At 57.2% G+C, this 12491-nt stretch carries 12 protein-coding genes; 7 read left to right on the top strand and 5 right to left on the bottom strand.

The window, feature by feature from the left end:
• The coding region (locus ACTG4M_RS15695; RefSeq protein ID WP_439124603.1) for a transglycosylase domain-containing protein at positions 1–1665 on the bottom strand (1665 nt) is incomplete at its 3' end.
• 249 nt (positions 1666–1914) lie between these two features.
• On the opposite strand from ACTG4M_RS15695, the gene ACTG4M_RS15690 reads away from it, so the two are divergent.
• Both ACTG4M_RS15690 and ACTG4M_RS15685 read left to right on the top strand, forming a co-directional pair.
• Positions 1915–2253, top strand: a complete 339-nt coding sequence (locus ACTG4M_RS15690; RefSeq protein ID WP_292060931.1) for a P-II family nitrogen regulator — start codon at positions 1915–1917, stop codon at positions 2251–2253.
• A 36-nt stretch (positions 2254–2289) separates the two neighbouring features.
• Positions 2290–3600, top strand: a complete 1311-nt coding sequence (locus tag ACTG4M_RS15685; protein WP_439124602.1) for an ammonium transporter — start codon at positions 2290–2292, stop codon at positions 3598–3600.
• A gap of 75 nt (positions 3601–3675) precedes the next feature.
• Here ACTG4M_RS15685 and mbfA read toward each other — a convergent pair whose 3' ends face one another.
• On the bottom strand, positions 3676–4650 hold the full coding sequence (mbfA, locus tag ACTG4M_RS15680; protein ID WP_439124601.1) for an iron exporter MbfA: 975 nt from the start codon (positions 4648–4650) through the stop codon (positions 3676–3678).
• A 139-nt stretch (positions 4651–4789) separates the two neighbouring features.
• On the opposite strand from mbfA, the gene ACTG4M_RS15675 reads away from it, so the two are divergent.
• Positions 4790–5431 carry a TetR/AcrR family transcriptional regulator gene (locus ACTG4M_RS15675; protein WP_439124600.1) on the top strand — a complete coding sequence of 214 codons (642 nt, stop codon included), beginning with the start codon at positions 4790–4792 and terminating at the stop codon, positions 5429–5431.
• Here the strand turns inward: ACTG4M_RS15675 and ACTG4M_RS15670 are convergent.
• The 3 genes from ACTG4M_RS15670 to ACTG4M_RS15660 all read right to left on the bottom strand — a co-directional run bounded on the left by ACTG4M_RS15670 (position 5395) and on the right by ACTG4M_RS15660 (position 8369).
• The gene (locus tag ACTG4M_RS15670; RefSeq protein WP_439124599.1) at positions 5395–6210 is read right to left on the bottom strand and encodes a cobalamin B12-binding domain-containing protein; all 816 of its coding nucleotides are present in this window, start codon (positions 6208–6210) and stop codon (positions 5395–5397) included. The genes ACTG4M_RS15675 and ACTG4M_RS15670 overlap by 37 nt on opposite strands.
• 119 nt (positions 6211–6329) lie before the next feature.
• Entirely contained in the window at positions 6330–7040 is a 711-nt protein-coding gene (locus tag ACTG4M_RS15665; protein ID WP_439124598.1) for an NYN domain-containing protein, read from the bottom strand.
• A gap of 216 nt (positions 7041–7256) precedes the next feature.
• Positions 7257–8369, bottom strand: a complete 1113-nt coding sequence (locus ACTG4M_RS15660) for an S-(hydroxymethyl)glutathione dehydrogenase/class III alcohol dehydrogenase (RefSeq protein WP_439124597.1) — start codon at positions 8367–8369, stop codon at positions 7257–7259.
• 87 nt (positions 8370–8456) lie between these two features.
• On the opposite strand from ACTG4M_RS15660, the gene ACTG4M_RS15655 reads away from it, so the two are divergent.
• From ACTG4M_RS15655 to zapE, 4 genes are all read left to right on the top strand, one after another.
• Positions 8457–8723 (top strand): I78 family peptidase inhibitor, encoded by a 267-nt coding sequence (locus tag ACTG4M_RS15655; RefSeq protein WP_439124596.1) that lies wholly within the window; start codon positions 8457–8459, stop codon positions 8721–8723.
• 89 nt (positions 8724–8812) lie between these two features.
• Complete coding sequence (locus tag ACTG4M_RS15650) at positions 8813–10480, top strand: Y-family DNA polymerase (protein WP_439124595.1); 1668 nt, start codon at positions 8813–8815, stop codon at positions 10478–10480.
• Between the two features lie 262 nt (positions 10481–10742).
• Complete coding sequence (locus ACTG4M_RS15645) at positions 10743–11084, top strand: DUF2794 domain-containing protein (protein WP_439124594.1); 342 nt, start codon at positions 10743–10745, stop codon at positions 11082–11084.
• 41 nt (positions 11085–11125) lie between these two features.
• Positions 11126–12184: a cell division protein ZapE gene (gene zapE / locus ACTG4M_RS15640; RefSeq protein ID WP_439124593.1), complete on the top strand. Its 1059-nt coding sequence runs from the start codon at positions 11126–11128 to the stop codon at positions 12182–12184.
• Positions 12185–12491 lie beyond the last annotated feature (307 nt).

The following is a 12491-nucleotide window of genomic DNA, read 5'->3' as shown; positions in this document are numbered from 1 at the left end:
CAGGCCGTAAGGCGTTACCGATGATCCGCCATTGAGTATACCCGCATAAGCTCCGGTCATTTCCAGCAACGACGCTTCGGATGCCCCAAGCGCGAGTGCCGGAGTATCGGTCAGGGTGCTTTCAATGCCAAAGTCTTCGGACACTTTGCGTACCAGATCGCGACCAACGGACTCGGATACTTTGACCGCAGGGATGTTCAGGCTCTTGGCCAGCGCATCCACCAACGTCACCTGACCGTAATGCTGGTTCGAATAGTTTGCCGGACACCACCTGCCCGAGCCGGGGATGTCCATGCAGAAAGGCTCATCCACAACCGTGTCATAGGGATTGTACCCAAGCTCCAGCGCGGTTGCATAAACAAAGGGTTTGAAGGCCGATCCAGTCTGACGTTTGGCCTGGGTTGCGCGGTTGAACACGCCCGACACATTGGTCTGTCGTCCACCAACCATACCGCGCACGGCGCCATCGGCGGACATGACGACAATGGCAGCCTGCGCTTTTGACCCTTCGCGCACCTTTGTGGTGAACACCTGTTTGACGGCCTCTTCAACCGCTTTCTGGATGCGCTGATCTAGCGTGGTAGCGATGATCACATCTTCGGTTGTGTCTCGTGTAAAGAAATCAGGGCCGGACTGCATGACCCAATCGGCGAAATAGCCGCCGGTCTGGGTTTTGGCTTTCTCCGACAGCGTGGCTGGGTTGGCCTGTGCGGAACGGGTCTGTTCGTCAGTCAGATAGCCTTGTTCGTTCATCAACCGTAGCACGGTGGCGGCACGCGCCTGAGATCTTTCGAGGTTCGATGTCGGCGCAAGGCTGGACGGTGCTGTGAGCAATCCCGCGATCATTGCGCCCTCTTGGGGTGTCAGGGCCGATGCGGGTTTGGAGAAGTACCGCTCTGCCGCTGCGGCCGCGCCATATGCACCGCCCCCCATGTAAGCGCGATTCAAATAAATCGAAAGAATTTCGTCTTTGGTGTATTTCAGCTCCATCGCCAGCGCATAGACTGCCTCTTTACCCTTGCGATACAGCGACCCGCGACGACAGTCGGCCACGTATTCGGCCTCGTTCTTCCAGTCATCCGGGTCATATGCGACGCCAAGGCACAGCAACTTTGCGGTCTGCTGCGTGATGGTCGACCCCCCGTGACCCGATAGCGGCCCGCGGCCTTCGGACAGGTTGATCCGTACGGCAGACGCGATTCCGCGTGGCGACAGGCCAAGGTGACGGTAAAAACGCCGGTCCTCAGTCGCGACAACCGCGTTCTTGAGGTGCGGCGATACGGTCTCGGCTGTCACGACCCCGCCGAACTGGTCGCCGCGCCACGCAAACGCGACCCCGTCACGATCCAAAAGCTGCACTGATCCTCGCGCGCGTCCATCCAACGCTTCGTTCACATTAGGTAAGGTGGAGTATTCGTATGCGACAAAGCCGCCGATAATTAGCGCGGCAACGAGACCGGCGCGTATAAAGAGGCGCAGGAAAAACCGAAACACCCAGCCAAAGATGCCGCTAAAAAACCCGATGATACCACCACGCTTGGTTTTCGGGCGTGCGGCTTTGCGCTTGGCCGGGGCGGCCTTGCGGGACTTTGCCGTTTTGGCGGGTTTCTTAGGGTACCGCCGGTCTGCGACCAGACGACTTTTCCCGCGTCGTGAATCAGTCATCTTGACCGCCTGTTCTTCTGCTCTTTTTTATCAATTTAGTGCTTTTTTCTGTCGATGTGGACCGGTCACAAACGGGTTACTTCGTTTTTTAATTGCTCAAAAATTAGCCATAAGCAAAAAAATGTGCAAAATTTGTGCAATTTGTCGATCCTGACACGCGTCTCTCTGGCGTCGCACCTTTCCTTACATCCCTGCGTGCCTCTTTTCTGCGCATGCAAACAGATCGACCTGTAAGGGAAAGGGACCGAGGTGAAGTTCATCATAGCGACAATCAAGCCATTCAAGCTTGAAGAAGTCCGCGAGGCGCTCACAGACATTGGCGTCCGCGGCATGATGGTAACTGAGATCAAGGGATTTGGATCTCAATCCGGCCACACCGAGATTTACCGCGGCGCAGAATATGCGGTGAACTTTGTGCCAAAAATCAAACTCGAGATCGTGGTCGCCGCAGATATGGCTGACCAAGTGATCGAAACCATCACCAAGACAGCCCGTACCGGCAAAATCGGAGACGGCAAAATCTTCGTGCTCGATGCGCAGCAGGCCATTCGCGTGCGCACAGGCGAAACCAATGGGGATGCGCTCTGAACCAGCGCTGTGACAGAGATTAGGGGACACATACAGATGAAACTACTCAAGACACTCCTGCCCGCTGCCGCGCTTGCTGCGCTGCCAGTGATGGGTATGGCACAAGAGGCCGCCGCGCCGACCATGGACGAGGTCGGACCTTATATCTTCACAACACTGCTGTTCTTGATGGCAGGGTTCCTCGTGTTCTTTATGGCAGCCGGTTTTGCCATGCTCGAAGCGGGCCTCGTACGTTCCAAGAACGTTGCGATGCAGCTGACCAAGAACATCGCGCTCTTCTCGATTGCGGCCATCATGTACTGGCTGGTGGGCTTTAACACGATGTATCCGGGCGACTTCAACGGCTACTTCGCCATTGGCGGCCAGACCGTGCTTGACGCTGTCGGTGTATCGGCTGCAGATGCCGCGCTGGACTATGCGTCGGTCGGCTCTGACTTCTTCTTCCAGCTTGTGTTTGTTGCTGCAACTGCGTCCATCGTGTCGGGTGCTGTCGCGGAACGTATCAAGCTATGGCCCTTCCTTGCTTTCGTTGTCGTCCTGACAGGCCTCATGTACCCGATCTCCGGTTCCTGGCAGTGGGGTGGCGGCTGGCTGTCTGAAATGGGCTTCTCCGACTTCGCTGGTTCGACTGTTGTTCACTCTGTCGGTGGCTGGGCTGCTTTGGCAGGTGTGATCGTGCTTGGCCCGCGTATCGGTAAGTACAAAGACGGTCGTGTAAACCCGATCCCGGGCTCCAACCTGGCGCTTGCAACCCTCGGCACATTCATCCTGTGGCTCGGTTGGTTCGGCTTCAACGGTGGTTCTCAGCTTGCTATGGGCACCGTGGGTGACGTGTCTGACGTGTCGCGCATCTTTGCCAACACCAACATGGCCGCTGCTGCTGGTGCTGTGACAGCGCTGATCCTGACGCAGGTGATGTACAAGAAGGTCGACCTGACCATGGTTCTCAACGGCGCGCTGGCCGGCCTCGTGTCGATCACTGCTGAACCGCTTGCTCCGACACTGTTTGGTGCTCTGTGGATCGGTGCCGTTGGTGGTGTGATTGTGGTGTTCGCTGTGCCGTTCCTCGACAAGCTCAAGATCGACGACGTTGTCGGCGCGATCCCGGTCCACCTCTTTGCAGGTATCTGGGGCACCATCGCCGTGATCTTCTACGGTGAAGCACAGTTGATGACACAGCTGACAGGTATCGTGGCTTACGGTGTGTTCACCTTTGTCGCCTCGCTGATCCTCTGGTTCATCCTGAAAGCAACCGTGGGTATCCGCGTCAGTGAAGAAGAAGAGATCAACGGTCTCGACATGGCTGAGCTGGGCATGGAAGCATATCCTGAATTCTCCAAAGGCTGATCTCCTCCTTCCTTCAGTCTTTTGTGACCAACTGCCCGGGCGTTCGCGCCCGGGTTTTTTGTTGGCCCTTGGCGCCTAGCCGCTGCCGATCAGAACGCCGGCGGCAAACACCAGCGCCCCACCCAGTACGACCTGGAATGCAGCGCGGAAGAACGGCGTGTCCATCCATTTGTTCTGGATCCATGCAATTGCCCAAAGCTCTATGAACACGACGACAAACGCTGTGATCGTTGCGGTCCAGAAATCCGGAATGAGGTAGGGCAGGGCGTGGCCCAACCCACCGACCGTTGTCATGATGCCTGACGCAAAACCCCGTTTCCATGGCGACCCGCGCCCCGACAGTTGCCCGTCATCCGACGCTGCCTCGGTAAAGCCCATCGAAATGCCTGCGCCGACAGAGGCCGCGAGACCGACCAGAAACGTGGTCCACGTGTCCTGAGTGGCGAACGCCGTCGCAAAGATCGGTGCAAGGGTCGAAACCGACCCGTCCATCAGCCCGGCCAATCCCGGCTGGACCCATGTCAGAACAAATTGACGATGCGAGTTTTCCTCTTCGCTGCTGCGGGTGTCGTCCGTCAAATGTTCCCGCTCAAGAGCTTCAGCCGTGGTCTGGTGCCCCGCTTCGGCTGCGGCCAGATCTCCCAAAAGCTTGCGTGTCGGGGCGTCGCTCGTGCGTTTTGCCGCCGCAAGGTAGAACCGCTCGGCATCCCGTTCCATCGCTTCTGCTTCGGCGCGAATACGTTCGATCCCAAGGTTTTCAACCAACCATATCGGTTTGCGGGCATAATATCCGGCAACGTGTTCACGCCGGATAAGAGGGATCACATCACCGAACCGATCCTGATGCAGATCAACGAGCCGTTGACGGTGGCCGTCCTCTTCTTTCGCCATCCCGTCAAAAATTGCGGCGGTGCCTGGGAAGTCACCCCGCAGACGTTCCGCATAGGACCGATAGATCCGGGCGTCGTCTTCTTCGGCCGAGATCGCAAGAGCCAGAATTTCCTGCTCAGAGAGGTCGGAAAAGCGGCGCCGGTTTAAAGAAAATCGCATGATCAAAATCCTTCACTTCTTGCTGGAATGCGGTTCGGGCAAAGGTGGAAGGGTTGTTTTCCAAAGTCGCGATCACACATCCCTACTTGCTAGACTAAACCGATCTGTTTAGCTTTTGAACGTGACAAAAGGGGCGGGAATGACAACTGCGCAGGCGCAAATTCGAAAAGGCCGAAAATTCGACCAGGTGGTTGATGGCGCGCGAGAGGTGTTCCTGCGTGATGGCTTTGAAGGCGCAAGCGTTGACGATATCGCCCGCGCGGCTGGTGTGTCCAAAGCCACGCTTTACAGCTACTTTCCAGACAAGCGCCTGTTGTTCATGGAGGTGGCCACGCGCCAATGCGAAGAACAAGCGCGCACCTCGATAGAAAGCATCGACAGTTCGCGTCCCCCGCAAGAGGTTCTGTCACGGGTTGCGCACCAGTTTTTGGGGTTCATCTATTCAGATATGGGCCAGCGGATTTTTCGCATCTGCGTTGCCGAGGCCGACCGCTTTCCACAATTGGGTCAGGAATTCTATCATTCCGGCCCAATGATCATGCGGGCTGCGATGGTGGACTACTTGCATCAGGCCGTTGACCGCAATGAATTGCGGATCAACGATTTCGATCTTGCCGCCGATCAATTCGCCGAACTTTGCAAAGCCGATCTTTGGCCAAAACTGGTGTTTGGCATCATTCGATCGGTATCAGAGGACGAAAAAGCGCGGGTGATCGACGGTGCCGTCACCACATTCATGTCGCGTTACGGCGTTGCGGATGCCGCGCTCAGCACCGCCTGATACAGCGATTCCAGGGTTTCGAGGCAATGCTCCATCGACGCCGCTGCCGCATCAGCGCCGGTGCGGACAGCAATATCCTTTTCGATATGAACGATATTCCCGCTGATAAAGATCAAGGATCGCGGCGCCGCAATGCGCAGCTCAACGATTGTCCGCGCCAGTGCTCTGACCCGATCTGCGCCCGAGGCTGACAATCCAATGATCGGATACCCGCCATCATGAGCGATTTGACAGAGTTCGGTCTCGCTACGTCCGACCTGAAGGTCAATTTCCCACCCCTTTTCGCGCAGAATGTCCGCGGCCATCGTAACGCCCAATACATGCTGTTCACCGGGCACGGCCGCAAACAACGCTTCACGGTTGCCACGAACCGGAACCGGTGGCGTCATCATCCGAATGTCCCGCAGCATATGCAGCATCCGCCCGGCAGCAATCGCCATGTCGCTGAAGTGGATGATGTCTTGTTCCCACCATTCTCCTAACCTGCGCGCGGCGGCTGCGATATAGTGCACGCACAGCGTTTTATGGTCCGCACCCCGCTCTTTCGCGCGACGCATTATGCGGTTGGCTTCCTCAGCGGTGGGATCAATCATCGCAATGCACAAGGCATCGAGATCAACATCGCTCATCTCCGCATTCGCATTGCGCGAGATATGAGACAGCCGGTTTATCACCTCTTGCGCCATGACAAGAAGCGAAGCGTCGGAAAGCCGTCGTTCCTGGCCATGCGCATCATCGTCGATCGCACGCAACAAGATCGGTGTGTCTACAGTCAGCATAGTATGGTCTCCAACACGCACTGCGCAGAAACCCCTCGTCCCCGCATTGAGCATGACACGGTGTCCTCAAAGCTGCAATGACCGTTCTTCAAAGCCTTTGAGATGCCATCGCGGCAAGATCAATCGCGTCTGCGGACCATGAGTTGGTTATTCGATCCGCGTTTGACCTCAAGCACTTTCATGTCGGCCACCAGATCGCTGAGCTTGCGTTTGCCATAGGTACGGGTGTCAAAATCGGGGTTGGCTGAAACAATATGCTGTCCCAGCTGGCCCAAACGGTACCATTCATCGTCCTGATCAATCGCGTCCATTGCCTTGAGGATCAGGTTCCGTGCCTCGTTTAGATTGGTTTTCTTGGCCGGTTTGACCTCGGTATTACCGGTCTCTGGTCCACCTTCGAGGTTTTCCAAAAAGATGAACCGCTTGCAGGCACGTCGAAACGCCTCGGGCGTTTTTTGCATGCCCATGCCGTACACATCCAACCCTTGTTCCCGAAGCCGTTGTGCGAGTCGGGTGAAATCGCTGTCCGAACTGACCAGCACGAACCCGTCAAAACGCCCTGTATGCATCAAGTCCATCGCGTCGATCACCAGCGCGATGTCGCTGGCATTCTTGCCAACGGTGTTTGCCGGTTGGTGATGTGGGACTAGGCCGAATTCGGCCTGTACCTTGGACCAACCGGACATTTGCTGACTTGAAAAATCGCCATAGCAGCGCCGCACACTTGCTTCGCCCAGCGATGCGATTTCCTCGAAAATAGCCCGAGCGTATTTCGGTGAGGTGTTGTCCGCGTCGATCAAAACGGCAAGGAGCGGCGGGTTGTCAGACATAAGTAAGCACCTCGTTCAGTGTTGCCCGGCGCCAGAAACCCAGCCGCCGGTTTGGTCGCGATGGCGTGCAGACCGGAGTTCAGACCGCGCAGGCTTACTTAAAAGCCAAGATCGGTTAGCGGGGCTTCCAGATTGGGTATGGTCAAACCTGACTCAGGTCCATTCGTCGCCCCGCCAATGAAAAAAAGGGCCTGTGGCCCCTTCACGGTCGTTACGTTAATAAAGCACCACCGACCGAATGCTTTCCCCTGCATGCATCAGATCGAACCCTTTGTTGATATCGGCAAGCGGCATGGTGTGGGTGATCATTGGGTCAATCTCGATCTTGCCGTCCATGTACCAGTCGACGATCTTGGGAACATCCGTCCGCCCGCGCGCACCGCCAAAGGCCGTGCCTTTCCACGTCCGTCCCGTGACCAGCTGGAACGGGCGTGTTGCAATCTCGGCGCCGGCAGGGGCCACACCGATGATGATGCTCTCGCCCCAGCCTTTGTGCGCACATTCCAGCGCGTCGCGCATCACTTGCACGTTGCCGGTCGCGTCAAAGGTGTAATCTGCGCCGCCCTTAGTCAGGTTGACCAGATAAGGCACCAGATCCCCTTCAACCTCTTTGGGATTGACGAAATCCGTCATCCCGAACCGGGTCGCCATTTCGACCTTGTCGGGGTTCAGGTCAACACCGACGATCTGGTCCGCACCAGCCAACCGCAGCCCCTGAATGACGTTCAGACCAATCCCACCCAGACCAAACACAATCGCACGGCTGCCGATCTCGACTTTGGCGGTGTTGATCACAGCACCAATGCCGGTCGTCACACCACAGCCGATATAACAGACCTTATCAAACGGTGCGTCTTCGCGAATTTTGGCAAGCGCGATTTCGGGCAGCACCGTGTGGTTCGAAAAGGTTGAGCAGCCCATGTAGTGCAGGATCGGATCACCATCCAAGGTGCTGAACCGTGACGTACCATCAGGCATCACACCCTTACCTTGGGTTTCGCGAATTGACTGACACAGGTTGGTTTTGGGATGCAGGCAGTAGTCGCATTCCCGGCATTCGGGCGTATAAAGCGGGATCACGTGATCACCCGGCTTGAGGCTGGTGACCCCGGGTCCGACCTCGACCACGACGCCCGCGCCTTCATGGCCCAGAATCGCAGGGAACATGCCTTCGGGATCTGCGCCCGACAGGGTGAACTCGTCTGTATGGCAAATTCCGGTGGCTTTGATCTCGACCAACACCTCACCGGCGCGCGGTCCGTCAAGGTTTACATCCATGATTTCCAATGGCTTACCGGCTTGAACGGCAACTGCGGCGCGTGTGCGCATGACTTTCTCCCTTAAGTTCTTTTGCGAAACCTTGCGGGAAAGCGTTTGGTTTGCAAGCATTGGCTTGGATATTGGAAAGGTTTCTCAATGCGGATTTTTTATATTCTGAGTGTTTGTCTGGGTTTGGCTGCGTGTCAGGAAGCCACGGTCGCGGAAAAGCCGACCGAGTCGTGTGGTTCTGATCAAATGTCTCATCTGATGGGGCTACAACGGTCTCAACTTGAAAGCATCGCGTTCTCGCAACCGCATCGCATTCTTGGTCCAAACGATCCCGCAACGACGGATTTTCGCGGTGAACGGGTGAATTTTGCGCTCGACGACAGTGGTGCGGTGACGCGTATCTATTGCGGCTGATATGATCTGACAGACTCGGCTGGGCTCTCGACTCGTCGAGCAACAAGGATATATAGAACAAAATAGGAACAAATGCTGCCGCGAGTCTCATGCCAAACCGTCGTATCCTGTCCATCTGGTTTCCCCGGCTGGCCGCAGAACGCCATATTCGGCGCGACCCTAATCTGGGTGAGGTGCCGTTCGCTGTGGTGCGCGATGTTGGACAGGCACAAGTGCTGGCGTCGCTGTCGCCACTTGCACAAGCAGCGGGATTGTACGGCGGCCAGCCGCTGCGCGACGCCCATGCGATGTGTGCTGATCTGCTGACCCGTCTGTCGAACCCCCATGCCGAGGCTGCGTTTCTTGGGGTTTTGCATCGCTGGGCGGGCAAGTTTTCCCCGTGGGTCGCCCGCGAAGAGCCCGATGCGCTGGTGATCGATCTGACCGGCTGTGCGCATCTCTTTGGTGGCGAAGAACAGCTTGCGCTTCAGGTCGAACAGGATTGCACCGATCTGGGTCTGTCTGTGCAGCTTGGCATCGCGGACACATTGGGCGGCGCATGGGCATTGGCCCGGTTTGGCGGGGGGCAGGATGGTGACCATCATCGCAGCGGCGACGCGATCGACCAAGAGGCACGCGCGACCCGGTCTCGTGCGGGCAAGCGACGGCACTGGGAACGCGGCGGGGCTGCTCCGACAATGACATTGGCGCGCGTACAGGGCTGCGCCCGGATTGCAGCCCCGGGCGAGACTTACAAAGCTTTGGCTCCTATGCCGATTGCAGCCCTGAGATTGGACGATCACGCGATGGCGCAGCTATCCCGCCTTGGTCTGCGCCGGGTGCAGGACCTTGTCGAACAACCCCGTGCAAGCCTTGCCAGGCGGTTTGGGCGTGGGCTTGTGGCGCGTTTGGATCAGGCACTGGGCGCTTTGCCCGAACCGGTCAGCCCGGCCCCGCCACCCGACCGTTTTGCCACACGGATGAGCCTGCCAGACCCTATCGGCCTTGAGGAAGACGTGATGGCCGCCATAGACCGCATGCTGCCCCGCTTGTGTACCGCGCTGCGCAAAAAGGGACGTGGCGCGCGCACGCTGCGGTTCGAGGCGTATCGCGCGGATGGGACGATGCAGTGGATGAATGTCACGATGGCGAAACCTTCGGATGACCCGGACCACATCCGCCCGCTTCTGCGGCTCAAGGTCGAGGATCTGGATGCGGGTTATGGAATCGACATGCTGCGGTTAGAGGCAGTGCTTCATGAACCGCTTCACCTGCGCACTGCCGCGGGCCACCTTGAGGCGGCCGAGGACGGGCGCGCACGTATGGCCGGGTCGAAACCTGGATCGCTGGATCGGTTAATCGGGCGTCTGGGCACACGTCTTGGTGTCGAGGCAATCACCCGTGTGCAACCCGCCGACAGCCATATCCCGGAAAAAACCTGGGTCACTGTTGCCGCGGCATGGTCAGAGCCTGTGCAGGATTGGCCGCAGCCGACCAAATCCCGCCCGCTTCGGATGTGGCCCCCGGAACCTGTGATGGTGCCAGATGTCCCGCGCCTGCCTGAAGTCTTCCGATGGCGTGGTCGCGATCACCACGTCCACAGCATCCGTGGCCCTGAACGCATCGCGCCCGAATGGTGGCTGGATGATCCCGCATGGCGCAACGGGCAGCGCGATTATTGGGAAGTGATCACCGACAAGGGACACTGGCTTTGGCTTTTCTACGCACATGGAGCGGCAAAATCTTCGGGCTGGTTCTGTCAGGGCGCGTTTGCGTGACATGCACATCTGCTGTGACTGGGCGAAAATGCTTCGAAGCATTTTTCCTTTCCTTCAGAGAAAGGCGCACGCTCAACCGATAGAAGACACAAAGATTAACAAAAAGTTAAATGGCCCGAACCGGACCCAATGTTTCGCGCGCGAAACAAAAGGTCCAGATCGGACCCAGTTTACGGTTGATTTAAGGTCTATTTTACAACGCTGCTGCCTGCGCATTGTCAAAATGCTTGATTTACCGCCACGGCTGCACACATCATAAGATATGAACAGTATAACGCCGTTCCCAAACTCCCGCTCAGCACCCGAACAGGTGGCGTTTCACCGAACCGAGTTAAGTGTGATCTTGTCGCTCTATGGACAAATGGTTGCGGCTGGTGAATGGCGGGACTACGGGATTTCCACCCTGCGGGATGTTGCCGTTTTCTCGGTGTTCCGTCGCACTGCAGAGAACCCGCTCTACCGTATCGAAAAACGTCCCAAACTGCGCCAGCGCCAAGGCCAATACGCGGTAATCGGGATCGATGGCCAAGTGCTCAAGCGCGGGCATGATCTGCGAACGGTCCTGCGCGTGCTCGAACGCAAATTGATCCGGGCGGTGGAATAAGCCCTCTCCACAATCTTGCTAAGACGCGGTAATCGGCGGGCATGACAAGCTTGCCCGATATCTATGCTGCGCGTGTGGCCGAAGGGTCATTGACCCCCGATCCGGCTCAAGAGGCCGTTTTGCCCGAATTCGAACGCATCCGTGCGGCATTGGCGCAACCGGTCAAGAAGGGACTGTTTCGCAAAGCCCCGGAACCGCCCAAAGGTCTTTACCTTTGGGGTGGCGTTGGGCGTGGCAAGTCGATGTTGATGGATCTGTTTGTTGAAAGCCTCGATGCTCCCGCGCGCCGTGTGCATTTTCATGCCTTCATGCAGGAAATCCATGCAGCCATTCATCGGGCGCGGCAAGACGGTGTCGAAGACGCGATCAAGCCGGTCGCGAAATCGGTGTCGGACTCGGTGCGTCTTTTGGCATTTGACGAGATGCAGATCACGGACATCACGGATGCGATGATCGTCGGACGGCTGTTTGAAAAACTGTTCGCTGCGGGCGTTGTGGTGGTTACCACGTCAAATCGCGTGCCGGATGATTTGTACAAGGACGGGCTGAACCGGCAGATCTTTTTACCCTTCATCGAAATGCTGAAGGATCGGATGGTGGTGCACGAGCTGGCGTCACCCACTGACTACCGACAGGACCGCCTTGAAGGGGCGCAGGTCTATTTTTCGCCGAATGACGGGGCGGCCAAAGATGAGATCAATCGCATCTGGCAGGAACTGACAGGCGGTGAGCAGCATAGCCTGACCTTGCATGTGCAGGGCCGCGAGATTGAGTTGCCAAGGTTTCATAATGGGGTGGCCCGCGCCAAATTCTATGATCTGTGCGGACGTATGCTTGGGCCCGCGGATTACCTTGGGCTGGCGGATGCAGTTCGGGTGTTGATCATCGAAGATGTGCCGCGTCTGAGCCGCCAGAACTTTAACGAGGCAAAACGGTTTGTCACGCTAATTGACGCGCTTTACGAAGCCAATGTGCGCCTGATCGTGTCGGCGGCGGCAGTGCCAGAGATGCTTTATGTCGAAGGGGCGGGCACCTTTGAATTCGAGCGCACGGCCAGTCGTTTGCGTGAAATGCAGGCTGAAGGCTGGGGCGAACAATAGACAAAAAAAGAGGTCCCGAAGGACCTCTAAGCTGCTCGATATTTCTCGCCTGTGTTCAGGTCCTTGCTATACCTTACGTCGATGGAGGCGCGAGGGAGCGCCGGAGGGTTCGTCTTGGTCTTGGTGGTCGTCGATCACGGTGTTCCCAATCGTTACTTGGCTTAGGTTAGCCAGATCGAAACAAAATTGGTTACCTTTGAACACCGTATAATCCCCCGTTCCGTGTTCACCTAAGGAACGTCTGAAAAACCTCGCGTGCTGAGCGGTTTGAGATACACTGTGGGGGACGATAATGGAGCCTCGCCGA

This window comes from Marivita sp., from assembly GCF_965656765.1.
Taxonomy (GTDB): domain Bacteria; phylum Pseudomonadota; class Alphaproteobacteria; order Rhodobacterales; family Rhodobacteraceae; genus Marivita.
Note: the sequence above shows the minus strand (reverse complement) of the source record. Positions and strands in the feature narration are given on the sequence as shown.